The organism is Falsiroseomonas algicola (genome assembly GCF_011040385.1).
Lineage (GTDB): Bacteria > Pseudomonadota > Alphaproteobacteria > Acetobacterales > Acetobacteraceae > Falsiroseomonas > Falsiroseomonas algicola.
In genome coordinates this window covers 268282-292491 of record NZ_JAAIKB010000003.1, presented here as the reverse complement: position 1 = coordinate 292491, position 24210 = coordinate 268282, and the positions used below count along the sequence as shown (strand labels likewise).

The window sequence follows — 24210 nt, the reverse complement described above, 5'->3', positions numbered from 1 at the left end:
ATGCGGAAGATGCACCTCGTCGCCTATATGAAGACCGGGCCGAGCGCGAGCTATCCCAGCACCTGGCGCCACCCGATGGCGACGCTGGACGATCTGTTCGAGCCGACGCGCTGGGAACGCATCGCGCAGGTGCTGGAAGCGGGCCTCTTCGATGCCTGCTTCTTCGCGGACGGGCTCGGCGTGCCCGATCTCTACAAGGGTAATTTCGACGATTACGTCGGCCGCGGCGGGCAGTTGTCGCTGCTGGATCCCATGACGCTGCTGCCGCTGATGGCGCGCGTCACGACGCGGCTCGGCCTCGGCGCCACGCTCTCCACCACCTTCCACAACCCCTACAATCTGGCGCGGAGCCTCGGCTCGCTCGACATCCTCAGCAAGGGGCGCGTGGCCTGGAACGTCGTGACCACGGCGCGGGAATTCGAGGCGCAGAATTGCGGCGAGGAAGGGCTGCCGCCGAAGGACCAGCGCTACGACCGCGCGGATGAGATCCTGGAGGCCTGCACCGCGCTGTGGGAGGGCTGGGACCCGGATGCGCTGGTGCTGGACAAGGCAGGCGGCGTCTTCGCGGACACGACGAAGATCCGTTATGCCAACTACAAGGGACGATACGTCGCCAGCCGCGGGCCGCTCTCCATCCCGCGCTCGCCGCAGGGACGGCCGGTCATCATGCAGGCGGGGTCGTCGGATCGCGGGCGGGCCTTCGCGGCGCGCTGGGCGGAGATGATCTTCTGCTCCCCGGCGACGAAGGCGGCCGCGCTGGCCTATCGCAGCGACATCCGCGCGCGGATGGAGGCGATCGGTCGCAACCCCGATGAATGCGCCGTGCTCCCCTCCTTCACCGTCGTGCTCGGGGAGACAGAGGCGATCGCGAAGGAGAAGGCCGACTTCATCCGGTCCCAGGTCGATCCGGAGCTTGTCATCGCCGCGGCGTCCTGGGCCGTGGCCGCCGATCTCAGCATGATCGACGATGAGGGCGCACTGGTCGCGCAATCCGGGAACCAGGGCGTGCAGGGCCATCGCGACCGGGTGATGCAGGTGGCGAAGGCGAAGGGCATCAGCTTCCGCGACGCCGTGCGCCTGCCGCGCGACCTGGTCGTGGGCACGCCGGCGCAGGTGGCGGACATGATGGAGGACTGGTTCAAGTCGGGCGCGGCGGATGGCTTCATCCTGCCCCCGACCGTCTTCCCCACCACCTTCGAGGAGGTGGCGATGATGCTGGTGCCGGAATTGCAGCGCCGCGGGTTGTTCCGCACGCGCTACGCGGCGGCGACGCTGCGGGGCAATCTGCTCGATCCGGGTTAGCGGATCTGGAAGCGGACGGGGACCGTCACCTCCAGCAGGTCGCCCTCCATGCCCGCGGGGAAGGCGGGCAGCGTGGCGCGCTGGATCATCTGTTCCACGGCGCCGTCGAGTTCCGCATCGCCCGATCCGCGCGCGATCTGCCAGCGCGCGACGCGGCCATCCCGCAGCACGGTGAAGCGCAGCATCGCCACGCCGCTGGCGCGCCGGGCGCGGGCGCCATCGGGATAGCGCTTCTGCCGCTCCAGCGCGCCCGCCAGGGCCTGGAGGTAGCTTGGCGGCGGTCCTGATGCCGCCACGGGCGCGGGCGGCCCTGGGCTGGGCGCAGGCGCGGGATTCGCCGCCGGCGCCGGGGACGGCATGGCGGCGGAGGCCGGCACGCGCGGCGCGGCGGCGCGCGGCGGGGTCGGGCGCGGCGGCGGCGGTGCCGGGCGTGGCGGGGGTGGCGGCGGCGGGGGCTCCGGCGGTGGTGGTTCCGGCACGGGTTCAGGCGGCGGCGGCTCGGGCACCGGCTCCGGCGGCGGGGGCTCCGGCACGGGCTCTGGCGGTGGCGGTTCCGGCGGTGGCGGCTCGGGCACGGGTTCCGGCGGCGGGGGCTCCGGCTCCGGCGGTGCGGGTTCGGGGGGTGGCGCGGCCTGGGCGGGCTGCGCCTCCGCGACCGTCTCCGCGGGTGCCTCGCTCTCCTCCAGGACGGGATCGGCCAGTACGGCCTGCAGCGGGATCACGACCGGCTCCGGCAGCGCCTGCGCGACGGGGGCCAGCAGCAGCCAGGCGGCCATGCCGCCATGCAGCGACAGCGCCGCGCCGGCGCCGACCAGCCTCGGCCAGCGCGGCGGCGTCACCACCACGGCCGGCAGCGGAACCGCAGGCGGCGGCAGCGCGCGCAGGCGTGGCGCGGGCTCAGCGGCGCCCACCGGCATCCGGCTCTGAGATCAGCGCGACGCGGGAGATGCCGGCGGCCGCGACGCGGCCCATGATGCGCAGCACCTCGCCATAGGCCACGTTGCGGTCGCCGCGGACATGGACGGTGACATTCTCATTCGCCTGGCGCAGCGCCACCAGGCGATCGGCCAGCGCGGCTTCCTCGATGCGGTCCTGGTCCAGATGGATCAGGCCGTCGCGCGTCACGGTCAGCAGCACGGGCGGTTGCGGAGAGGAAGCGCGCGGGGCCGCGCTGCGCGGCAGGTCCACCGGCACGCCGGCCTGCATCATCGGCGCCGCCACCATGAAGATGATGAGCAGCACGAGCATCACGTCCACGAAGGGCGTGACGTTGATCTCGGCGATGGGGCTGTCCTCGGACTCGTCCTCGCCGCCCATGCGGAAGGCCATGGCGCGCTACTCCGCGGCGCGGCTGGCGCGGGGCGGGCGGGCGGACAGGCGCGCGCCGACCACGGCGATGCCGGCCAGCGCTTCCTGCCGCAACCGGCCGAAGCGCAGCGTGATGCGGTTATAGGCGATGACGGCGGGGATGGCGGCGACCAGGCCGATGGCGGTGGCGAGCAGCGCTTCCGCGATGCCTGGGGCGACGACGGAGAGGCTGGTGTCCTGCATCTTCGCGATGCCCTGGAAGCTGCCCATGATGCCCCAGACCGTGCCGAAGAGGCCGACGAAGGGGCCGACCGCACCGGTGGTCGCCAGCAGCGGCACGCCGCCCTGCATGCCGCGCAGCGCGGAGGACAGCACGTCGCGCATCGCGCGCTCGATCCGTTCGCGGTATTCGCCGCGGCTCTCGCCGGCCTCGCGCCCTTCCGACCATTCGCGCGCGGCGGCGCGGTGCAGGCGGGCGGCCAGGTTCTCCCCGCTGTGCTGCGCCTCGGTATCCTGCAGGCGCTGCACTTCCTTCTTCAGCCGCGCCAGCAGGATCGCCTTCTCGATCGCCACCGCCCAGCAGGCGATGGAGGCGAGCGCCAGGATGGCCATGACGCCCTGCACGACAGGGCCGGCCTGGAGGATGAGGCCGACCGGCGAGAGGTCCGGCCCATGCATGGCTTCCTGCATCACGCCACCTCCGCCCATTGCCGCAGCAGGTTGTGGTAGATTCCCGTCAGCGCGACCGGACCCTCATGCCCCTCGGGCAGTTCCGGCGTGACGCCGTTGATCGCCATGTCGAGGTCGAAGAGCAGCCTTCGCTGCATGTCGTCCCGGATCATTGACTGGATCCAGAAGAAGGAGGAGATGCGGCTGCCGCGCGTCACGGGCTCCACGCGATGCAGGCTGGTCGCGGGATAGACCACGGCGTGGCCGGCGGGCAGCTTGACGCGCTGCTCCCCATAGGTGTCCTGCACGATCAGCTCGCCGCCATCGTAGTCCTCCGGCGGCGTCAGGAAGAGGGTGCAGGAGACGTCGGTGCGGATGCGGTGGGGCGTGCCGCGGATCTGCCGGATGGCGTTGTCCACATGCGCGCCGAAGGTCATCCCCGGGTCGTAGCGGTTGAACAGCGGCGGGAAGACGCGGAAGGGCAGCACGGCGGAGATGAACAGCGCCGACCTTCCGAGCCCGCCAAGGACGAGATCGCCGAGTTCCTGGTGGAGCCTGGTGCCTTCCTCGATCTGAAGGTTGTGCTTCACTTCCGCGGATTGATGGCCGGCCGTGGCGCGGCCATCGATCCAGGGCGCGGCGGTGAGGGCGGCATGCGCGCGCGCCGCCTCCTCCGCCGTCAGGACGTTGGCGATCTCGACCAGCATCAGAAACGCACCGCCGCGCTGGCGATGAAGGTGCGGCCGACACCGGGCACGACATGGCCGGTATAGACCGTGTCATAGGTGCGGGCATCGCCCAGGTTGATGGCGTTCAGCTGCACGCGGAGACCCTGGAGGTTGGATTGGGACGGCGTCCAGGCCAGCGCGGCATCGAGCCGCGTGTAGGACGGCGCGAGCGTCGTGTTGGTGGTGTTGGCATAGCGCCGGTCCACGAAGGACAGTCCGCCGCCGACCTGGATGTCACCGGGCAGGTCATAGGTGGTCCAGAGCGAGGCGGAATGCGGCGGGACGTTGGAGAATTCCTTGCCGCGCTCCGCCGCGTTGCCGGACCGCACGATCTCCGACTGCATGTAGGTGTAGCCGGCCATGACGTTCCAGCCCGGCCGGATGCGGCCCTGGACCGAGACCTCCACGCCATCCACGCGCACCTCGCCATCCAGCACCTGGAGCGTGGAATTGGCGGGGTCGCTGGTGCGGGCGTTCAGCTTTTCCGTCCGGAACAGCGCGCCCTGCAGGCGGACGCCATCCACGATGTTCCAGGAAGCGCCGAATTCGTAGGTGGTCGCCGTCTCCGGCGCCAGATTCGCGTTGTTCGCGGCCAGCGTCAGCGATTCGGCGGACGGGTTGAAGGATGTGCCGGCGGAGACATAGGTGCGCACGCCTTCCCACGGCTTGAAGATCAGCGCGCCGCGCCAGGTGGCTTCCCGGTCCGTGCGGCCGAAGACCTGGCCGGTGCCGCGGTTGGTCTGCGAGGCCTCGAAGCTCTCCCAGCGGCCGCCCAGCATCACTTCCCACATCTCGCTGAGGTGGATGCGGTCCACGAAGTAGAAGGCCATGGTGTCGGCGGATGTCTTGATGTCCGACGCCAGGCTCGTGACGATGTTGCCGCTGGCGTAGAAATCGGGCGAGAGCAGATTGGCCACCGGCCGCCCCGTCTGGTTGAAGCGCGTGACTTCGGAGGATTCGCGGCCGAACTCCACGCCCGCCAGGATGTCGTGGCGGAAGCCCAGCAGGTTGACGTTCAGCGACGCCTCCGACTGGTTCACGATCATCGTGTCGAAGCCGTTGCGCACCTGGGGCTGCCGGGTGATGGCGGTGCCCGTCGCGTTCAGGCGCGGCGCGGTGGCGGAGACGTCGCGGGAATAATTGGCCCAGCGCGTGGTGTTGCGCAGCAGCACGCCTTCGTTCACGCGATGCTCCAGCCGCGCGGTGAAGACATCGGTCTGCGTGTTCTCCTCATCGGTCTGGTTCAGGCCGTAGAAGGTGTTGGTGGAGACGCGGAGCGGCCTTCCGTTGCGGTAGGGCACGCCGTAGTCCGGCATGTTCCGCTCCTCCTGGTGCAGCCAGGACAGCGTCAGCGAGGTCGGCCCGCCGATGCCCCAGGTGACGGAGGGGAAGACGCCCCAGCGTTCGTTGAAGACGTTGTCGCGCTGCGACGCATCGATGCGCGACCCCATCGCCGCGATGCGCGTGGCGACGTCGCCGGCGCGGATGTTCACGTCGCTCGTCGCGCGGACGCCGGAGGGCGAATAGCCGGAGAGCCAGACCTCGCCCTGGGTGGTCGCCAGCGGCAGGCGGGACCGCTGGTCCACCGCGCCGCCGGTCGAGCCGCGGCCGAACATGACGGAAGACGGGCCCTTCAGCACATCGACGGATTCGAGGAAGAAGGTGTCGCGCGTGTACTGGCCGGTGTCGCGGATGCCGTCGATGAAGAAGTCGCTGCGGGCGGAGAAGCCGCGGAGCGTCAGGTTGTCACCGCTGAAGCCGCCCTCGCCGGCCGAGAGGCTGATGCCGGTGACGTTGCGCAGCGCCTCCCGCACCGTCGTCGCGGCGCGCTCCTCCATCACCGCGCGGGGCACGACGGTGACGCTCTGCGGCATCTCCCCGGCCGTGACGGGGCTGCGGCTGAGCGGCGCGGTTTCCGTGCGGTAGGTGGAGGGCGCCTGGCCGGTGATGCCGATTTCCGGCAGCGCGGCGGCGGGGGCTTCCTGGGCGGTGGAGGCCGGCGCGCCGAGCGCGGTGACCAGGCCGATGCCCGCCAGGCCGAGCGTCGGCTTCAGGAGGCCGGGATTCAGATGGGGGGCGGGCTTCACGGGTGGGGCGCTCCAGGGGCTCGAATGGGGGCCTGGCTGGCTTGCGCCCGGGGGAGGAGGAGCCCGGTGCTGGCTGGCTTGGCATGAACGGTGCCGGGATGGGGCCGGCCCTGACGCGATTAGACTGTTTGAGAATGCCTCGCAATGTCACAGCACGTGACGCGAGCCCTTGCGCGGATTGAAAAGCCGTAAGATTCTGCCTGCCCCATCGCGAAAGTCGCCGACATGCAGGATCTGCTGCCGATCGCCGCCCGCATCGGCGCCAGGCTGAAGGCGCGGGGCGAAACCGTCGCGGTGTCCGAATCCGCCGCCGGCGGGCTGATCGCCGCCAGCCTGCTCGCCCTGCCCGGCGCCAGCGCGTATTTCCGCGGCGGCGCGGTGGTCTACACGGCGCAGGCGCGCGGCGGGTTGCTCGGCATCACGCCTGCCGACATGCAGGGCATGCGCTCGGCGTCCGAGCCCTATGCGGCGCTTTGTGCCGCGACGATCAGGCGGAAGCTCGACGCGGATTGGGGAATCGCGGAGACCGGCGCGGCCGGGCCTTCCGGCAACCGCTATGGCGACGCGGCCGGGCATGCGTGCCTGGCGGTGGATGGCAAGGTCAAGCTTGTGACGACGCTGGAGACGGGCAGCGACGACCGGGAGGCGAATATGCGCCGCTTCGCCGCGGCGGCGCTGGCGCTGCTGGAACAGGCGCTGACCGAGGCGGGCTGAACCGCGCGGCGGGGGCCACGTTAACTCGGCTTCATCCAACGCCGAGGTCCCATGCCATCCACGCCCAAGCCCGCCGCCCGCCATGGCGCGACGGACCTCCCCCGGCTGCGCCTCGATGCCTACAACGCCGAATTGCAGGATCCCGAGGGCCACGGCTTCCTCGGCGACCGTGCCAGCAACCGCGCCTTCATGGAGATGCTGGACGATTGGCGCACCCGCGTGACGCGGGGATCGGGCGGCGAGGACCCGATCGAGGAGGCGCTGGGCGAGGACCGCCCCACCAAGGCAATCGACCGCGCGGAGCTGGATGAGATGCTCGACAGCGCCGCGGAGGATCCGGAAGCCGCGGGGCTGGTGCATTCCGCCATCGAGGATTTCGCGCAGGACATGGCCGCGGTGGTGCGGCGCTTCCTGCGGCTGCCGGAATGGCGCGACACGCAGCGCATCGCGGTCGGCGGCGGCTTCCTGGAGGCGAAGGTGGGGCTGATGGCGATCGGCCGCGTGGGCGTGCTGCTGCGTGCGGGGGGAGAGCAGGTGCGCGTGGCGCCCGTGCTGCACCACCCCGACGATGCCGCGCTCTGCGGCGCGCCGCACCTGGCGCCGCCCGCGCTGCTGGAAGGCTTCGATGCCTGTCTCGCTGTCGATATCGGCGGCACCAATATGCGCGCAGGGCTGGTCGCGCTGGGCGAGGCCGCGGACCTGTCGGGGACGGAGGTGCTGGAGTCCGAACGGTGGAAACACGCCGAGGAAGCGCCCGACCGTGACGAGGCCGTGGCCAGGCTGGCGACGATGCTCGACCACATGGCGGAGCAGGCCGGCGTGATGGGGCGGCGGCTCGCCCCCTTCATCGGCATCGGCTGCCCCGGCGTCATCACCCCCGATGGCCGCATCGCGCGCGGCGGGCAGAACCTGCCCGGCGGCAACTGGGAGGATGAGGATTTCCACCTGCCGGAGGCGCTGCTCGCGGCGCTGCCCAGGATCAACGGCGTGCCGCCCGCCATCATCATGCACAACGACGCCGTGGTGCAGGGGCTGAGCCAGACGTCGGCGATGCGGGACGTGGAGCGCTGGGGGGTGCTGACCATCGGCACCGGGCTCGGCAATGCCCGGTTCAGCAACCCGGGTTAGCGGCGGGTTCGCTTCATGGCCGGTGGCTCTGGCTCAGGCCCCGCGGCGCGGGCCAGGACCAGGCCGAAGGCGGCACGCGCCGGCACGTCGAGCCGGCGGTAGTGGCGCAGCAGCGCCTCCTCATCCGGCGCCAGCAGGCCGAGCTCGCCCTGCGGTTCCTCCAGCATATGGGCGGGGATGAGGTCGCCGGGCTCCAGCCCCAGCAGGAACACCTCATCCACGTCCAGCGCGGCGGCGAGGCGACGGAGCGCCTGGCCGCGCGGCAACGCGCCCTCGCCGCGGAGCAGGGCGGAAATCGTCCCGGGCTTCAGGCCGGCGGCGGCTTCCGCCTGCTCCGCCGTAAGGCCGAGGCGGTCCAGGCGGCCATCGAGGCGGGCGATGATCTCGGGGTTCGGATCCATGGCACGGCATAGCGGATGCGCGGCGCCACAGCCATTTCCGGCCTATGCGCCTGCATTAAACTATTCATGATCGTTTTTACCTTGACGATGCGTGGTATAACCGCTATGTCACGCTGGCTGAACGAGGATCGCGCATCGTGCACCCCGCCCTGACCATCACCCTCGCCATGGCCTGCCCCGGCCCGCGGCGAATGCGGCGCTGTCGCCGCGGCTGAGCGCCGCCCCGACACCGTCCCTGGTCACGTCCCCGGAGTGATTCCCATGATCGAATCCCGTCCCATCGACATCGATGGCCGTTTCGTCGGCGTTGCCGTCAACGCCTCCCTCTCCTGGCATTTCGTCGCGATCGATCCGGTGCTGGACGATCTGCACGGCACCCACTTCGCCAGCGCCGAGGAAGCGGCCCGCGTGGCGCGGCTGGTGCTGGCCCGGGCAAGCCGCCGGCCGCACTGACGACACCGACACGATGGCAGAGTTGCTTGCGGCGAGGGTTGCCCCTGAGGCGCCACCGCGCCACATGGCCGACGCCATGCCGGATACCCCCTCCCCTGTCGCGATCTCCCTGGATCGCCTGAGCAAGCGCTTCGCCCGCGGCAATACGCTGGCGCTGGACGACGTTTCCATCAGCGTGCGGGAAGGCGAGGTCTTCGGGATCGTCGGCCGGTCGGGCGCGGGCAAATCCACGCTCATCCGCAGCGTGAACCTGCTGGAGCGCCCGGATAGCGGCGGCGTGACCGTGCTGGGGCAGGACCTGCTGGCGCTGGACGATGCCGGGCTGCGCGCGGCGCGGCGGGGCATCGGCATGGTGTTCCAGCACTTCAACCTGCACAGCCGGCGCACCGTCGCGGAGAACGTGGCCTTCCCGCTGGAAGTGGCCGGCCTGCCCGCCGCCGAACGCCGCGCGCGCGTCGCGGAAATCCTGCCCCTGGTGGGGCTGGAGGGGAAGCGGGATGCCTATCCCGCGCAACTCTCCGGCGGGCAGAAGCAGCGCGTCGGCATCGCCCGCGCGCTGGCCTCCCGCCCCCGCATCCTGCTCTGCGACGAGGCGACCAGCGCGCTGGATCCCGAGACGACGCGGGAGATCCTGGCGCTGATCCGCGACTTGCGGGCCAGGCTCGACCTGACGGTGCTGCTGATCACCCATGAGATGGCCGTCGTGAAGGCGATCTGCGACCGCGTCGCGGTGATGGAAGCGGGGCGCGTGATCGAGGAAGGGCCCGTCTTCTCCGTCTTCACGCGGCCGGAACACCCGACCACGCGCAGCTTCGTGGCGGAGGTGATCGGCCATGGCGTGCCGGCCAGCACGCTCTCTCGCCTGCCGCTGCCACGCGCGGGAGAGAAGCGCCGCCTGGCGCAGGTGGTCTTCACCGGGCCGAACTCGACGCGCGCGGTGGTGAGCGAGGCGAGCCGCGACTACGGGCTCGACATCAACATCGTCTCCGGCCGCGTGGACGACATCGCCGGCGAGCCCTTCGGCGTCATGGCGCTGGCGGCCTATGGCCCCGATCCCGCCATCGATGCCGCCTTTGCCTGGATGCGGTCCCTGGGACTGACGGTGACGGAGATCGCGCCATGAGCTGGCTGTCCCCTGCCCTGCAGGACCTGCTGATCGAGGCGCTGTGGGACACGGCGCTGATGGTGGGCGCTTCCGCCGCCATCGCCGTTCTGATCGGCCTGCCCATCGCGCTGCTGCTGCATGCGACGGCGCCGGGCGGCCTGGCGCCGAATGCCTGGCTGAACCGGCCGCTCGGCCTGGTGGTGAATGCCACGCGCTCCACGCCCTTCATCATCCTGATGGTGGCGATCGTGCCCTTCACGCGGCTGGTCGCCGGCACCTCCATCGGCACCGGTGCGGCCATCGTGCCGCTGGCCATCGCCGCCACCGCCTTCCTGGCGCGGCTGTTCGAGAATGCGCTGCGGGAAGTGGACCCCGGCGTGATCGAGGCGGCGCGTGCGATGGGCGCCACGCGGATGCAGATTGTCGCCAAGGTGCTGGTGCCGGAAGCGCTGCCGGGGCTGGTGGCCGCGACGACCGTGGCGCTGGTCTCGCTGGTCGGCTTTTCCGCCATGGCGGGCGCGGTGGGCGGCGGCGGGCTCGGTGACCTCGGCATCCGGTTCGGCTACCAACGCTTCATGCCGGAGGTGATGGCGACGGTCGTCGTCATCCTCATCGTCTTCGTCCAGGCCCTGCAATCGCTGGGGGACTGGCTGGTCCGGCGACTGTCGCACCGGTGAACAAGAAGGAACACGCCATGATCACTCGTCGCACCCTGGCCCTGGCTGGCGCCGCGCTGCCCTTCGCCACTGCCGTACAGGCCCAGGATATCGGCAGCGCGCAGCGGCCGCTGCGCATCGGCGTCACCGCCGGGCCGCATGCCCAGGTGATGGAGAAGGTGCGGGAGATCGCGGCGCGCGACGGCCTGCAGATCCGCATCGTCGAGTTCCAGGACTACATCCAGCCCAACGTCGCGCTGGCCGCGGGCGACCTGGATGCGAACAGCTACCAGCACCAGCCCTTCCTGGACCAGCAGGTGCGCGACCGCCGCCTGGCGATCGTGGCCGCGGGCAAGACGATGATCTTCCCGATGGGCCTCTACAGCCGCCGCCATCGCAGCGCGGAGGCGATCCCGGCCGGCGGGCGCGTCGCCATCCCGAACGACCCGACCAATGGCGGCCGCGCGCTGGTGCTGCTGGCGCGCAACAACGTCTTCAAGCTGCGCGACGGCGCCGATTTCCGCGCCACCATCGCCGACATCACGGAGAACCCCCGCCGCATCCGCGTGGTGGAGCTGGAAGCGGCGCAGCTGCCGCGCGTGCTGGATGAGGTGGAGGCCGCCACCATCAACACCAACTTCGCCATCCCCGCGGGGCTGAACCCGGTGCGGGATGCGATTGCGCTGGAATCCAGCGAAAGCCCCTACGCCAACCTCATCGCCGTGCGCCAGGTGGATGCGCAGGCCGCCTGGGTGCGGCGCCTCGTCTCCGCCTACCAGACGCAGGAGGTGAAGGACTTCGTGCAGACGACGTTCCAGGGCGCGGTCGTCCCCGCCTTCTGAGGAGAAGCATCATGCAGCGTCGCGCCGTACTCACCCTTCCTGCCCTGCTGCTGCCGGGCCTTGCCGTCGCGCAGGCGCCGGAACTGGGCACGGCGGCGCGGCCGCTGCGCGTCGGCGTCACCCAGGGCGTCCATGGCCAGACCTTCGAGAAGGTGCGTGAGGTCCTGGCGCGGGACGGCTTCGTGACGCGCGGCATCGAGTTCGGCGACTTCATCCAGCCCAATGCGGCGCTGGCGGCCGGCGACCTCGATGCCAATGCCTACCAGCACCTGCCCTTCCTGGAGGCGCAGCGCGCGCAGCGCGGCTATGATTTCGTGCCGGTCGGCAAGACGGTGCTGACGCTGATGGGCGTCTTCTCCCGCCGCCACCGCGACCTGACGGCGCTGCCCCAGGGCGCGCGCATCGCCATCCCGAACGACCCGACCAATGGCGGCCGCGCGCTGCTGCTGCTGTCGGAAGCCGGCGTCTTCAGGCTGCGCGCCGGTGCCGACCACCGCGCGACCATCGCCGACATCACGGAGAACCCGAAGCGCATCCGCATCGTGGAGCTGGAGGCGGCGTCCATCGTCCGCGCGCTGGAGGATGTGGACGCCGCCGCCATCACCGGCAACTTCGCCGTTCCCGCCGGGCTCAACCCGCTGCGCGACGCGCTGGCGCGGGAGACGGAGCAGAGCGTCTACACCGTGCTGGTCGTGGTACGCCGCGCCGATGCCGAACGCCCCTGGGCGCGACGCCTGGCGCAGGGCTATGCGCATCCCGAGGTGAAGGCCTTCGTGGAAAGCACCTTCGGCGGCGCGGTGATTTCCGGTGCGTGACAGGAAGCTCCATCTGGGCGCCTTCATGCGCCCGGTCAGCATCCACACCGGCGCCTGGCGCTACCCCGGCGCCTGGGCGGATGCGAATTTCAGCTTCCCGCGCCTGAAGTATCTCATCCAGCGGCTGGAGGCGGCGAAGTTCGACGCCTTCTTCATGGCGGACCACCTGGCGCTGCTGAACATGCCGATCGAGGCGCTGCGCCGCAGCCATACCGTGACCAGCTTCGACCCGCTGACCCTGCTGCCCGCGCTGGCCGCGGTGACGGAGCGCATCGGGCTGATCGCCACGGCCTCCACCACCTACAACGATGCCTATCACGTCGCCCGGAAATTCGCCTCGCTGGACCATATCAGCAATGGCCGCGCGGGGTGGAACCTGGTGACCACCGCCAACCCCGATGCCGCGCTGAATTTCGGCCATGACGCCCACATGGCGCATGGGGAGCGCTACAAGCGCGCGCGGGAATTCTACGACGTCGTCACCGGCCTCTGGGACAGCTTCGCCGACGACGCCTTCATCCGCGACCAGGAGAGCGGCATCTTCTGGGACCCCGCGCGGATGCATGTGCTGGACCACAAGGGGCCGGAGCTGTCGGTGCGCGGGCCGCTCAACGTCGCGCGGCCGGTGCAGGGCTGGCCAGTGATCGTGCAGGCCGGCGCTTCCGACGCCGGGCGGCAGATCGCCGCCGAGACGGCGGAGATGGTCTTCGCGGCGGGCGGCAGGCTCGAGGATGCGCAGGCCTACTACGCCGATGTGAAGGCGCGGGCCGCCGCCCATGGCCGCGATCCCGACCGGATCAAGATCCTGCCCGGCGCGTTGGTCATCGTGGGCGACACGGTGGAGGAGGCGCGCGCCAAGCACCGGCACCTCGACAGCCTCGTGCATCTCGACAGCGCGATCGGATCGCTGTCGGTGGCGCTCGGCGTCGATGCGCGGCAATTCGACCTGGACGGCCCGCTGCCGGAGATTCCGGAAACCGAGGGGGGCAAATCCGGGCGCGAGCGCGCCATCGCCATGGCACGGCGGGAGAAGCTGACGGTGCGCCAACTCGCGCAGCGGCTGGGCGGCTATGGCGGGCTGGCGCTGGTCGGCACGGCGGCGACCATCGCGGATGAGATGCAGCATTGGCTGGAGAGCCGCGGCTGCGACGGCTTCAACGTGATGTTCCCCTTCGTGCCCGCGGGCCTCGAGGAATTCTGCGACAAGGTGGTGCCGGAGCTGCAGCGCCGCGGCCTGTTCCGTACGGAGTACGAAGGCACGACGCTGCGCGATCACCTCGGCCTGGAACGGCCGGCGAACCGCTTCTTCCCGGGCTAGGCCGCCGCGCGGCGGTTCCAGGGCATCGCCGCCAGCGCATTCGCCATCGGGCAGAAGCCGGTGATGCCGGCCATCGCTAGCCCCGCGCCGACGAGGCCGGACAGGGCGATGAAGCCGGGATGCACCGTCGCCGCCAGCACGGCGCCCAGCAGCGCCAGGCTGCCCGCGACGATCTGCACCTGGCGCATCAGCGGGAGCGGCGCGCGGCGATCCTCCGCCACCGCGACGCCGGCGGCCCGCAGCGCGGCCAGGCCACCCTTGACGGCGAAGGCGTCGCAGACCCCGGCCCTGGCGGCCAGCGCCGCGGCATTCTGGGTGGTCCGGGCGCCGGAGGCGCAGTGGAAGATCAGCACCTCGGCGGTGGGGACCGGTGACTGATCCAGCCGCGAAAGCGGCCAATGGGCGGAGCCCGGCACATGGGCGCGCGCGCGTTCATCGGCCTCCCGCACATCCACCAGCGTGGCGCGGCCGTCGCGGAGCAGGGCGGCGGCTTCGGCGGCATCGATCAGGGGCAGGGACATGGCACCCTCCTTGGGTAGCGTGACGAGGTTACTATATCAGTCTTCACTAACTTAGTGGTTCCTTATATAAAGGGAAGACCCCGATGAGCGACTCCCTCACCCTCCCCTGTCCCCACTGCGCCGCGGCCAACCGCGTGCCGGCGGCGCGACTGGCGGAGACCCCCCGCTGCGGCGCCTGCCACCAGCCCCTCTTCACCGGCAAGCCGCTGGCGCTGGACGAGGCGGGCTTCCAGCGGCACCTGCGCCTGTCCTCCATCCCGCTGCTGGTGGATTTCTGGGCCTCCTGGTGCGGTCCGTGCCGCGCCATGGCCCCGGCTTTCGAGGCCGCGGCGGCGGAGCTGGAGCCGGCGATGCGGCTGGTGAAGGTCTCCACGGAGGAGGCGCCGGCGCTGGCCGCGCAGCTGCGGATCACGAGCATCCCGACCCTGGCGCTGTTCCGCGACGGGCGGGAGGTCGCGCGCCAGGCCGGGGCGCTCCCGGCCCGGCAGATCGTCACCTGGGCCCGGAGTCACCAGGCCCGCTAGCAAGGAGCCTTCTCCATGACCCGCAATGTCGGCGGTATCGATCGCGTGCTGCGCCTGGTGGCGGGCGCCCTGCTTCTGGCACTCGGCGCCTTCGGGCCGTTGGGCTGGTGGGGGCTGGTCGGGCTCGTGCCGATCGGCACGGCGCTGGCGGGGTTCTGTCCGCTCTATCCCCTCATCGGGGTCAACACCTGCCGCCGGGCTGGCTGAGGTCAGGCCACGTCGCCGCAGAACAGGTCCTTCAAGGTGCCGATCAGCGCGGCGACGCGTGGATCGGCGATGCGGTAATGGATGGTGGTGCCGCTGCGGCGCGTCGCCACCAGCCCGTCATCCCGCAGCTTCGCCAGGTGCTGGGAGAGTGCAGGCTGGGATAGGCCGACATGGGCGGCCAGGCTGCCGACGCTGGCCTCCCCTTCCACCAGAAGCTGGCACAGCAGCAGCAGGCGCCGTTCATTGCCGAGCAGGCGCAGCAGGGCGGCCGCTTCCGCGGCACGTTCCTGCATCAGGGCGGCGCCAGGCGGCGTGAGGGTATCGGGCATCACGGGGGTCATGTGTGCCGGTTGCGGCGATCAATCAAGCGACCTTGTTGCGAGTGCTTCTCATTTGCGTCATACTCGCTCCAACAGAGTTGGGACCTGCATCGTGACCGAGACACCCGTTCCTCCTGAGCCTGCCCCGGCCGCGGCGCCCACCGTGACCAGCGAGGAACTCCTCCAGGGCGGGCGGGAGGCCACGATCCTGCATGGGGCGGAGGTCTATCGCCTGCGCCTGACCAGCAAGGACAAGCTGATCCTGACGAAATAGGCGGCCGCCGGAGGATTGCCGCCCCCCGCCCGGCGCGGCACCTTCCCGCCACCAGGAAAGGCGGGGACACCGGCAATGGCGCAATGGCTGAAGCGTTCGATCGCGGCGGATGACAAGGAAGCCGCCCAGGCGCAGGTGCGCGCGACCGTGGAGTCGCTGCTGGCCGACATCGCGAAGCGCGGCGACGTCGCGGTGCGGGAGATGTCGGCGAAGTTCGATGGCTGGGACCGCAGCGATTTCCGCCTGACGGACGCCGAGATCCGCGCCTGCCTGTCCGAGCTGCCGGCACGCGCGCTGGACGATATCCGCTTCGCGCAGGAGCAGGTGCGCAACTTCGCGCAGCACCAGCGCGAGTCGATGAAGGACGTCGAGGTCGAGACGCTGCCGGGCGTGGTGCTCGGCCATCGCAACCTGCCCGTGAACTCCGTCGGCTGCTACGTGCCGGGCGGCAAGTATCCGCTGCTGGCCTCGGCCCACATGTCCGTGGTGACCGCGAAGGTGGCGGGCGTGCCGCGCATCGCCACCTGCGCGCCGCCCTACAACGGCAAGCCGGCGCCGGCGATCGTGGCGGCGCAGCACCTGGCCGGCGCCGATGAGATCCGCGTGCTGGGCGGCGTGCAGGCCGTGGGCGCCATGGCGCTGGGCACGGAGAGCATCGCGCCGGTGGACATGCTGGTCGGCCCCGGCAATGCCTATGTCGCGGAGGCCAAGCGGCAGTTGTTCGGCCGCGTCGGCATCGATCTGTTCGCGGGCCCGACGGAGACGCTCGTGATCGCGGACGACACGGTGGATGGCGAGCTTTGCGCCACCGACCTGCTCGGCCAGGCGGAGCACGGCCCGACCAGCCCGGCCATCCTGCTGACGGATTCCGAGAAGCTCGCCCGCGACACGATGCGGGAGGTGGAGCGCCTGCTGACCGTGCTGCCGACCGCCGCCATCGCCGCCAAGGCCTGGGCCGATTACGGCGAGGTGATCCTCTGCGAGGACAAGGCGGAGATGCTGCGGGAGGCCGATCGCATCGCCTCCGAACACGTGCAGGTCATGACCAGCGACGACGACTTCTTCCTGAAGAACATGACCAACTACGGCGCGCTGTTCCTCGGCCCGCGCACCAACGTCTCCTACGGCGACAAGGTGATCGGCACCAACCACACGCTGCCGACGCTGGGTGCCGCGCGCTACACGGGTGGGCTCTGGGTCGGCAAGTTCCTCAAGACGGTGACCTACCAGCGCGTGCTGACGGATGAGGCGAGCGCCATGGTCGGCGCCTACTGCTCCCGCCTCTGCATGCTGGAGGGGTTCGTCGGCCATGCGGAGCAGGCGAATATCCGGCTGCGGCGCTATGGCGGGCGGAACGTGCCCTATGGGCAGGCGGCGGAGTGATGGAGCTTCCCCGCACGCCGTCCTTCCGCCTGGACGGGCGCCGCGCGCTGGTGACGGGCGCGGGGCGCGGCATCGGCCTCGCCGCGGCCTCCGCCCTGGCGGAGGCGGGGGCGCATGTCGTGCTGGCCGCGCGCTCCGCCGAGGAGATCGGGCAGGCGGCCGAGGCGATCCGCGCGCAGGGCGGATCGGCGGAGGCGCTGGCGATGGATGTCAGCGACATCGACGATGCCGGCGCCAAGATCGCCAAGGCCGGGCCCTTCCATGTGCTGGTGAACAATGCGGGCACCAACCGCCCCGCGCCCTTCCCGGACGTCACGCCCGGCGACTTCGACGCGGTGATGAACCTGAATGTCCGCGCCGCCTTCTTCGTGGCGCAGGCCGTCGCGAAGCGGATGATCGAGGCCGGCATCCCGGGCTCCATCATCCATGTCTCCTCCCAGATGGGGCATGTCGGCGGGGCGCGGCGCAGCGTCTATTGCGCCTCCAAATGGGCGATGGAGGGCATCGCCCGCGCCATGGCGATCGACCTCGCGCCCCATGGCATCCGCGTCAACACGCTCTGCCCCACCTTCATCGAGACGCCGATGACGCGGCCCTTCCTGCAGGATGAGGGCTTCAAGGCGAGCGTGCTGCAGAAGATCAAGCTCGGCCGGCTCGGCCAGGTGGAGGATCTGATGGGCGCGATCCTGTTCCTGGCCGGCGACGCGGCCGGGCTGATGACGGGGTCGTCGCTGCTGGTGGATGGGGGCTGGACGGCGGGCTGAACCGGGGCTTAAAGGTCACATAAGTGACCTAAGACCCGGAGGAACGCGGTATGACGCTCGACGAGCTCGACGCGCTGGATGATGCCGCCTTCCGCCTGCATGTGCGGGAATGGGTGGAGGCGAATACGCCGGAGGACCTCCGCTTCCCCCGCCGGCGCCTGCATTGGCACGAGAACCGGCCCTGGTACCTCGCACTGTCGCGGCAGGGCTGGCTGGCGCCGGCCTGGCCGCGGGACTACGGCGGCATGGGGCTGGGCGCGGCGCGGCAGCTCATCATGATCGAGGAGTTCGAGCGCCATGGCTGCCCGCGCGTCAGCGACATGGGCGTGCTCATGCTCGGCCCGCTGCTGCTGAAGCATGGCAGCGAGGAACAGAAGCGCCGCTTCCTACCGCGCATCCTCTCGGGCGAGGACATCTGGGCGCAGGGCTATTCGGAACCCGATGCGGGGTCGGACCTGGCGGCGCTGCGGCTGGAGGCGGTGCTGGATGGCGATGACTGGGTGCTGAACGGGCAGAAGACCTGGATCACCTTCGCCAATGACGCCAACTGGATCTTCGTCCTCGCCCGCACCGACAAGGCGGCGAAGAAGCAGGAGGGAATCAGCTTCCTGCTGATGCCGACCGCGACGCCAGGCATCACCATCCGGCCCATCCTGAACCTCGACCAGCATGACGAGTTCTGCGAGGTCTTCTTCGACAATGTCCGCGTGCCGAAGGACATGCTGGTCGGCGAGGTCAACAAGGGCTGGACCTATGCCAAGGCGTTGCTGGGCTTCGAGCGCATCGCCATCGGCAGCCCGCGGCTTTCGGCCAATGCGCTCGCCGCGATGAAGCGCCTGGCGGAGAGCATGGGCCGCGCCGATGATCCCGCCTTCCTGGAGATGCATGCGCGCTTCCGGCTGGAACTCGCGGACCTCAAGGCGCTGTACGAACGCTGTGCGGCGGCGCTGAAGCGGGGCGAGACGCTGGGCGCCGAGCCTTCCATGCTGAAGCTGGTGGCGACGGAGCTGTTCCAGCGCATCACCGATGCGATGCTGGAGCTGGCGGGCGACCATGCGGGGCTGCTTGACCCGATGCCGGGCGCGGCGCTGCATCCGGCGGGGCAGTTCCTGATCGCGCGGCCCTCCACCATCTTCGGCGGATCCTCGGAGATCCTGCGCAACGTGCTCGCGCGCGGCCTGCTGGAGCTGCCGGCATGAGCGGCCCCCTTCCCCGCCTCCGCGTGCTGGACATGACGCGGGTCTTCGCCGGCCCCTGGTGCGCCCAGATCCTCGGCGATTTCGGTGCCGATGTCGTGAAGGTGGAACAGCCCGGCACGGGCGACGATGTGCGCCGCATGGGGTTCCGCAACGCGGATGGCGGGGGCGAGACCTCCTCCTTCCAGGCGGTGAACCGCAACAAGCGCGCCATCACCCTCGACATCGGCAAGCCAGAGGGACAGGCGACGCTGCGCGCGCTGGTCGCGAAATCCGACGTGTTCATCGAGAACTTCAAGGCCGGCGGCCTGGCAAAATACGGGCTGGACTATGCGAGCCTGTCCGCGCTGAACCCGCGCCTGGTCTACTGCTCCATCACCGGCTTCGGGCAGGATGGCCCTTACGCGCCGCTGCCGGGCTACGATCCCGTCTTCCAGGCGATGAGCGGGCTGATGAGCATCACCGGCGTGCCGGATGGGCAGCCGGGCGCGGGGCCGAACCTGGTGGGCTACAGCGTCTCCGACATCAATGCGGGGTTCTACGCGACCATCGCGATCCTGGCCGCGCTGCACCACCGAGACACCGTCAGCGGCAAGGGGCAGCATATCGACCTCGCGCTGCTGGATGCGCAGATCGCGGCGCATTCGCACATCGCGATGAACCACCTCGTCTCCGGCCGCATGCCGGTGCGGGCCGGCGCGGCGAGCCAGATCAACACGCCCTGGCAGGCCTTCGAGACGGCGGACCGCCCGCTGATGGTGGCCATCGGCAACGACAAGCAATTCGCGGCCTTCTGCCGCGTGCTGGGGCTGCCGGACCTGCCCGCCGATGAACGCTACACGACCAACCGCGCGCGCATGGCGAACAAGCCGACGCTGCTGCCGGCCTTGCAGGCGGCGCTGATGGCGAAGACCGCGCGCGAATGGATGGATGCGCTGAACGAGGTCGGCGTCGCCTCCGGCCCCATCAATGATTTCGGCGCGGTGGCAGAGGATCCGCAGGTGAAGCACCGGCGCATGTTCCGGCAGCTGCCGGGGCAGGATGGCAACGCGCTGCCGATGATCGCCAACCCCGTGAACTTCTCCGACACGCCGGTCGATTACCGGCGGCCGCCGCCACGCCTCGGCGAACACACGGATGAGGTGCTGCGCGACTGGCTGGGAGAGGATGCATGAGCGACAGCTACGCCGAGCGGCAGGAAAGCATCCGCCTGGTGCGCGACAGCGCGGCCGCCGTGGTGCCCGGCGATTTCCGCCGCATCCGCGATTTGCGCTTCACGGAAGCGGGCTTCGATGCCGCGACCTTCGCGGAGATGGCCGCGATGGGCTGGCTGGCGCTGCGCGTGCCCGAGGATGCCGGCGGCGCGGGTCTCGGCATGGCGGAATATGTGGCGCTGACAGAGGCGCTGGGCCGCGGGCTGGTGCCGGAACCGCTGATCCCCGGCGCGCTCTCCGCCACGCTGCTGGCGGCGGCCGGCGAAACGCCGCCGGAGGAGTATGTCGTCACCGCCTGGCAGGAAGCGGCGGACCGGCTGGTGGCGCCGGGCACGCCGGCTGCGGCGCGCGTCTTCGTGCCGATGGCGCGCGGCGCAGCGCGGGTGCTGCTGCCAGTGCGGGAGGCATCGGGGCTTGCGCTGTATGAAGCCTCGGCGCTGCCGCTCGACGTGCAGATGATGCAGGATGGCGGCCATGTCGCGACGCTGCGTCCGGCGCTGACGGGCGCGCGGCGGATCGCCGATGACGTCGCGGCGGCGATGGACCAGGCGCTGGATGAGGCCGCGCTGGCGACGGCGGGCTATCTGCTCGGCGTGATGGAGCAGAGCTTCGCCATGACGCTCGACTACCTCCGCACGCGCCGCCAGTTCGGCAAGGCCATCGGCAGCTTCCAGGCCCTGCAGCACCGCGCGGTCGATCTGCAACTCCAGATCACGCTGACGCGGGCGAGCGTGGAGGATGCGGCGGCGGTGCTGGATGCCGGCGCCACCGTGCCGCAACGCCGCGCCGTGGTCAGCCGCGCCAAGGCGCGCGCGGCGGAGGCCTCGATGCTGGTGACGCGCAGCGCCGTGCAGCTGCATGGCGCCATCGGCTATACCGACGAATACGATGTCGGCCTCTTCGTGCGGAAGGCGATGGTGCTGGCCAATGCCTTCGGCTCCGCGCAGCTGCACCGCCGGCGCTTCGTGGCGGAGATGGCGGAGGAGGATTAGGTCGGTTGCGCCGACCCCCACCCCAACCCTCCCCCGCAAGCGCGGGGGAGGGAGTCGTCGTCAACGCTCGCCGAGCTTCGTCACGCCGCATTCCTCGGCCAGCCGGTCCAGCTGCGCCATCAGCGGCGCGGGCAGCGGCACGCCCTGCGCGGCGCGTTCGCGACGTCGGGTGGCGCGCATCTCGCCGGGCAGGCGGATGCGTTCCACGCCGGGCAGGCGGGCGGAGTTGCGGAGATCCTCGAGGTGGCGCGTCACCTCCGCCTGGAAGGCCTTGGGGTCCAGGAACCGCGCGACATCGAGGGCGATGAGGACGTGCCCCGTCTCCGTCACCGTACGGTCATCCGCGTTGAAATCCACCACGTCCCGCCCGAAGGCCGCGCGGTTCAGCGGGCCGGCGAGCAGGCCGAGCATCAGCGCGAGCCCGCTGCCCTTGTAGCCGCCGATGGGCAGCAGGATGCCGTCCTTGCTGCGCTTCGGATCGGTCAGCGGCTCGCCGGTCTTCGCATCCACCATCCAGCCTTCCGGCATCGGCGTGCCCAGCAACGCATGGCCCTTCACCGTGCCGTAGGAGACGACGGTGGTCGCCATGTCCAGCACCACCGGATCGGCATCCCCCATCGGGATGGCGATGGCGAGCGGGTTGGTGCCGAGCAGGCTGTCAGTGCCGCCCCAGGGCGCCATGTGGTTGGCGCTGGCCACGACGGTGTAGATGCCGATCATGCCGGCCGGCAGCGGCAGGCAGGCATGCACCGCGCCGCTGCCCGCATGGTTGGACCGACGCGCGCCGACCCAGGCGACGCCGGCCTCCTTCGCGATCTCCACCGCCGTCTCGCCCGCCTGCGACATCACCAGATGGCCGAGGCCGTTGTCGCCCTCCACCATCGCCACCGCCGGCGCCAGGCGCTTCACGGTGATGGCGGGGCGCGGGTTGGAGCCACCGGCCCGCAGGCGGCGGACATATTGCGGCAAGCGGAAGATGCCGTGGCTGTCGGCGCCGGTCAGGTCAGCCTCCACCATCAGCTCGCCGGCGCGGCGCGCATGGGCGTCGGAGAAGCCTTCATGCCGGAAGACATCGGCGACGAAGCCGATCATCGCCTCCGCGCGATGGCGCGGCAGCGTCGCGGCCAGGGTGTCCTCGATCGCCATCGTCTCAGCCCTCCAGCCCGAAGAAGCGGCGGGCATTGCCTTCCAGCAGCTTCGCGCGCACGGCCGCGTCGGGGATCGCTTCCTCGATCTCCTCCACGCCGCGCGTCGTGCCCATGTCGAAGGGGTAGTCGGTGCCGAAGACGATGCGATCCGCGCCCACTTCCTCCAGCAGGAAGCGCAGCGGGCCCGGGGCGTGGGTGATGCTGTCATAGACGAAGCGCGCCAGGCTCTCCGCCGGGTCGCCCTTCAGCCGCACATGCGGCTCCTTCCGCACCTTCCAGCCATGCCGGAAGCGCCCAGCCTGGAACGGCGTGAAGCCGCCGGCGTGGGAGAGGCAGAAGCGGATATCCGGATGGCGCTCGATCACGCCGCCGAAGACCAGCGAGGCCGCGGCGATCGTCGTCTCCAGCGGGTTGCCCACCAGGTTCGTCAGGTAGTAGCTGCCCATGCGCTGCGCGGCGACGACCTTGTGCGGGTGGACCAGCACGAAGAGGCCGTGGCGGTCCGCCACCTCCCACACCGGATCCAGCGCGGGGTCATCCAGGTTCCGGCCCGCGACGTTGGAGCCCACATGCAGCCCGCGCAGCCCATGCGCGGTGACGGCGCGATCGAGCGTGGCAGCGGCGCGCGTCGGCGACTGCATCGCGACCGTCGCCATGCCGATGAAGCGCGTGGGATGGGCGCGGACCAGCGCGCCGATGGCCTCGTTCTGGATTTCGCTGACGGTATCGGCCAGCGCGCCATCGGCCTCATAGAGGAAGGTGTGCGGGATGTTGCAGACCACATGCATGTCGACCCGCTGCGCCGCCATCTCCGCGAAGCGCCGTTCCAAATCCCAGGCGGAGCGCGGGAAGGGGTTCTGCTTCACGTCGAGGATTTCCAGCACCGCGCTGTCGTCATCCACCCGCGTCAGCCTGGGCGCAAGGGAGGGGACCTCCTTCGCGATGGCGGCGATCATCGCCTCCGTCAGGATGTGGGTGTGGCTGTCGATCACGGTCATGGCGGTCCCCCCGGCTCGTCCCGCGCGGGCGGCCTTCCCGCCTAGTGAAGGGCGGCTGGGGGAATGGTCAAGATGCGGGATTGCTTGACAGAGGCGGCGCGCCGCATTGTCTTGGGCGGAACGGCCAGCGGCATCGATCCGCGGCCCCTCGGGAGGATTCGTCGATGCGCCGCTGGCTGCTGGCCGCCCTGCTTGCCCTTTTCGCCGTGCCGGCTTCCGCCCAAACCGCCGCTGGTCAAACGGATCGCCCGATCCGCGTCATCATGCCGCTCGCCGCCGGCAGTGCCGTCGATGTCGTGGTCCGCATCGTGGCGGAGCGGATGGGGGAGACGCTGGGCCAGCGACTGGCGATCGAGAACATGACGGGCGCGTCGGGCATGATCGGCATGCGCACCGGCGCGCGGGCGGCGCCGGACGGGCTGACCCTGCTGGCCGTGAACGACGCCGTGCTGACCATGCTGCCCAACATGAATTCCCAGGCGGGCTACGACCCGCTGAAGGATTTCGCGCCGATCGGGCAGATCGTGCGCATCCGCTGGGCGCTGGTGGCGCATCCCTCCTTCGCCGCCACCACGGTGCCCGCGCTGATCGAGGCCGCGCGCGCCAGGCCAGGGCAGATCGACTATGCGTCGGGCGGCGCGGGCAGCCCGCAGCATGTGGCGATGGAGATGTTCCTGCAGGCCACGGGGCTGCGCATGAACCACATCAGCTACCGCGGCGCGACGCCGGCGCTGACGGCGGTGACGGCCGGCCAGGTGCCGGTCGGCTTCTTCGGCCTGCCGACGCCCAATGCCTTCGTGCGTGACGGGCAGCTGCGGCTGCTCGGCACCGCGGGGCCGGCGCGGATCGACACCTTCCCCGACGCGCCGACGATTGCCGAGAGCGTGCCCGGCTTCACCTTCCACACCTGGGGCGCCTTCCTGGCGCCGGCCGGCACGCCCGCGCCGGTGGTGGCGCGCATCAACGGCGCGCTGCGGGAGGCGGTGAACCATGCGCCCGTGCGCTCCCGCCTGGAACAGCTGGGCTACGAGGTCGTGGGCAATACGCCGGAGGCCTTCGCGGCCGCGCTGGCCAGCGACCACGCGACCATGGGCACGCTGATCCGCAGCGCCAACATCACCATGGAATGAGGGGGACGGACGC

At 70.7% G+C, this 24210-nt stretch carries 28 protein-coding genes; 18 read left to right on the top strand and 10 right to left on the bottom strand.

What is annotated here, in order from left to right; genetic code table 11:
* On the top strand, nt 1–1302 hold the full coding sequence (locus G3576_RS10000; RefSeq protein ID WP_164694242.1) for an NtaA/DmoA family FMN-dependent monooxygenase: 1302 nt from the start codon (nt 1–3) through the stop codon (nt 1300–1302).
* Here the strand turns inward: G3576_RS10000 and G3576_RS32255 are convergent.
* Genes G3576_RS32255 through G3576_RS09975 form a run of 5 tightly spaced genes read right to left on the bottom strand, consistent with a single transcriptional unit; the run spans nt 1299 to nt 6094 of the window.
* On the bottom strand, nt 1299–2213 hold the full coding sequence (locus tag G3576_RS32255; RefSeq protein WP_164694241.1) for an energy transducer TonB: 915 nt from the start codon (nt 2211–2213) through the stop codon (nt 1299–1301). The genes G3576_RS10000 and G3576_RS32255 overlap by 4 nt on opposite strands.
* Nucleotides 2200–2631, bottom strand: coding sequence for an ExbD/TolR family protein (locus tag G3576_RS09990; protein ID WP_164694240.1), 432 nt, complete (start codon nt 2629–2631; stop codon nt 2200–2202). The genes G3576_RS32255 and G3576_RS09990 overlap by 14 nt, the downstream gene beginning before the upstream one ends.
* Before the next feature lie 6 nt (nt 2632–2637).
* Entirely contained in the window at nt 2638–3300 is a 663-nt protein-coding gene (locus tag G3576_RS09985) for a MotA/TolQ/ExbB proton channel family protein (RefSeq protein ID WP_235951713.1), read from the bottom strand.
* Entirely contained in the window at nt 3300–3986 is a 687-nt protein-coding gene (locus G3576_RS09980; protein ID WP_164694239.1) for a Fe2+-dependent dioxygenase, read from the bottom strand. The genes G3576_RS09985 and G3576_RS09980 overlap by 1 nt, the downstream gene beginning before the upstream one ends.
* Nucleotides 3986–6094 (bottom strand): TonB-dependent receptor, encoded by a 2109-nt coding sequence (locus G3576_RS09975; protein ID WP_164694238.1) that lies wholly within the window; start codon nt 6092–6094, stop codon nt 3986–3988. Before G3576_RS09975 ends, G3576_RS09980 begins: the two co-directional genes overlap by 1 nt.
* Nucleotides 6095–6319: 225 nt before the next feature.
* Between G3576_RS09975 and G3576_RS09970 the strand changes: the two genes are divergently transcribed.
* Nucleotides 6320–6808 carry a CinA family protein gene (locus G3576_RS09970; RefSeq protein WP_164694237.1) on the top strand — a complete coding sequence of 163 codons (489 nt, stop codon included), beginning with the start codon at nt 6320–6322 and terminating at the stop codon, nt 6806–6808.
* Nucleotides 6809–6859: 51 nt separating this feature from the next.
* A complete protein-coding gene (locus G3576_RS09965) occupies nt 6860–7936 on the top strand; it encodes an ROK family protein (protein ID WP_164694236.1) in 1077 nt (358 codons plus the stop codon).
* Here G3576_RS09965 and G3576_RS09960 read toward each other — a convergent pair.
* A complete protein-coding gene (locus G3576_RS09960; RefSeq protein WP_164694235.1) occupies nt 7933–8337 on the bottom strand; it encodes a helix-turn-helix domain-containing protein in 405 nt (134 codons plus the stop codon). The two genes, G3576_RS09965 and G3576_RS09960, sit on opposite strands and share 4 nt — an antisense overlap.
* Nucleotides 8338–8598: 261 nt before the next feature.
* Between G3576_RS09960 and G3576_RS09955 the strand changes: the two genes are divergently transcribed.
* The 6 genes from G3576_RS09955 to G3576_RS09930 all read left to right on the top strand — a co-directional run bounded on the left by G3576_RS09955 (nt 8599) and on the right by G3576_RS09930 (nt 13526).
* On the top strand, nt 8599–8790 hold the full coding sequence (locus G3576_RS09955) for a hypothetical protein (protein ID WP_164694234.1): 192 nt from the start codon (nt 8599–8601) through the stop codon (nt 8788–8790).
* Between the two features lie 64 nt (nt 8791–8854).
* Nucleotides 8855–9913: a methionine ABC transporter ATP-binding protein gene (locus G3576_RS09950; protein ID WP_164694233.1), complete on the top strand. Its 1059-nt coding sequence runs from the start codon at nt 8855–8857 to the stop codon at nt 9911–9913.
* Between the two features lie 5 nt (nt 9914–9918).
* Nucleotides 9919–10572, top strand: a complete 654-nt coding sequence (locus G3576_RS09945) for a methionine ABC transporter permease (RefSeq protein ID WP_164694496.1) — start codon at nt 9919–9921, stop codon at nt 10570–10572.
* A gap of 17 nt (nt 10573–10589) precedes the next feature.
* Nucleotides 10590–11393 carry a MetQ/NlpA family ABC transporter substrate-binding protein gene (locus G3576_RS09940; protein WP_164694232.1) on the top strand — a complete coding sequence of 268 codons (804 nt, stop codon included), beginning with the start codon at nt 10590–10592 and terminating at the stop codon, nt 11391–11393.
* Between the two features lie 11 nt (nt 11394–11404).
* Entirely contained in the window at nt 11405–12208 is an 804-nt protein-coding gene (locus G3576_RS09935; RefSeq protein ID WP_164694231.1) for a MetQ/NlpA family ABC transporter substrate-binding protein, read from the top strand.
* Nucleotides 12201–13526 carry an LLM class flavin-dependent oxidoreductase gene (locus tag G3576_RS09930; RefSeq protein WP_164694230.1) on the top strand — a complete coding sequence of 442 codons (1326 nt, stop codon included), beginning with the start codon at nt 12201–12203 and terminating at the stop codon, nt 13524–13526. Before G3576_RS09935 ends, G3576_RS09930 begins: the two co-directional genes overlap by 8 nt.
* Here G3576_RS09930 and G3576_RS09925 read toward each other — a convergent pair.
* Nucleotides 13523–14047, bottom strand: a complete 525-nt coding sequence (locus G3576_RS09925) for a rhodanese-like domain-containing protein (RefSeq protein WP_164694229.1) — start codon at nt 14045–14047, stop codon at nt 13523–13525. The genes G3576_RS09930 and G3576_RS09925 overlap by 4 nt on opposite strands.
* Nucleotides 14048–14130: 83 nt before the next feature.
* Between G3576_RS09925 and trxC the strand changes: the two genes are divergently transcribed.
* Both trxC and G3576_RS09915 read left to right on the top strand, forming a co-directional pair.
* Nucleotides 14131–14571 (top strand): thioredoxin TrxC, encoded by a 441-nt coding sequence (gene trxC, locus G3576_RS09920; RefSeq protein ID WP_164694228.1) that lies wholly within the window; start codon nt 14131–14133, stop codon nt 14569–14571.
* A gap of 15 nt (nt 14572–14586) precedes the next feature.
* Complete coding sequence (locus tag G3576_RS09915; protein ID WP_164694227.1) at nt 14587–14778, top strand: YgaP family membrane protein; 192 nt, start codon at nt 14587–14589, stop codon at nt 14776–14778.
* A gap of 2 nt (nt 14779–14780) precedes the next feature.
* On the opposite strand, the gene G3576_RS09910 is transcribed toward G3576_RS09915, so the two are convergent.
* On the bottom strand, nt 14781–15107 hold the full coding sequence (locus G3576_RS09910) for an ArsR/SmtB family transcription factor (RefSeq protein ID WP_164694226.1): 327 nt from the start codon (nt 15105–15107) through the stop codon (nt 14781–14783).
* 103 nt (nt 15108–15210) lie between these two features.
* Between G3576_RS09910 and hemP the strand changes: the two genes are divergently transcribed.
* The 6 genes from hemP (at nt 15211) to G3576_RS09880 (ending at nt 20921) form a co-directional block, all read left to right on the top strand.
* Nucleotides 15211–15372, top strand: coding sequence for a hemin uptake protein HemP (gene hemP, locus G3576_RS32535; RefSeq protein WP_235951711.1), 162 nt, complete (start codon nt 15211–15213; stop codon nt 15370–15372).
* Nucleotides 15373–15447: 75 nt separating this feature from the next.
* On the top strand, nt 15448–16755 hold the full coding sequence (gene hisD / locus G3576_RS09900; protein ID WP_164694225.1) for a histidinol dehydrogenase: 1308 nt from the start codon (nt 15448–15450) through the stop codon (nt 16753–16755).
* Nucleotides 16755–17519, top strand: a complete 765-nt coding sequence (locus G3576_RS09895; protein ID WP_164694224.1) for an SDR family NAD(P)-dependent oxidoreductase — start codon at nt 16755–16757, stop codon at nt 17517–17519. The genes hisD and G3576_RS09895 overlap by 1 nt, the downstream gene beginning before the upstream one ends.
* A 50-nt stretch (nt 17520–17569) precedes the next feature.
* Entirely contained in the window at nt 17570–18718 is a 1149-nt protein-coding gene (locus G3576_RS09890; protein WP_164694223.1) for an acyl-CoA dehydrogenase family protein, read from the top strand.
* Nucleotides 18715–19890 (top strand): CaiB/BaiF CoA transferase family protein, encoded by a 1176-nt coding sequence (locus G3576_RS09885; protein ID WP_164694222.1) that lies wholly within the window; start codon nt 18715–18717, stop codon nt 19888–19890. The genes G3576_RS09890 and G3576_RS09885 overlap by 4 nt, the downstream gene beginning before the upstream one ends.
* Nucleotides 19887–20921: an acyl-CoA dehydrogenase family protein gene (locus G3576_RS09880; protein ID WP_164694221.1), complete on the top strand. Its 1035-nt coding sequence runs from the start codon at nt 19887–19889 to the stop codon at nt 20919–20921. The genes G3576_RS09885 and G3576_RS09880 overlap by 4 nt, the downstream gene beginning before the upstream one ends.
* A 60-nt stretch (nt 20922–20981) precedes the next feature.
* Here the strand turns inward: G3576_RS09880 and G3576_RS09875 are convergent, their stop codons facing one another.
* Nucleotides 20982–22067, bottom strand: a complete 1086-nt coding sequence (locus G3576_RS09875; RefSeq protein ID WP_207622745.1) for an Ldh family oxidoreductase — start codon at nt 22065–22067, stop codon at nt 20982–20984.
* Nucleotides 22068–22071: 4 nt separating this feature from the next.
* On the bottom strand, nt 22072–23067 hold the full coding sequence (locus G3576_RS09870) for an amidohydrolase family protein (protein WP_164694220.1): 996 nt from the start codon (nt 23065–23067) through the stop codon (nt 22072–22074).
* A 164-nt stretch (nt 23068–23231) separates the two neighbouring features.
* On the opposite strand from G3576_RS09870, the gene G3576_RS09865 reads away from it, so the two are divergent.
* Nucleotides 23232–24197 (top strand): Bug family tripartite tricarboxylate transporter substrate binding protein, encoded by a 966-nt coding sequence (locus G3576_RS09865; protein WP_164694219.1) that lies wholly within the window; start codon nt 23232–23234, stop codon nt 24195–24197.
* Nucleotides 24198–24210 lie beyond the last annotated feature (13 nt).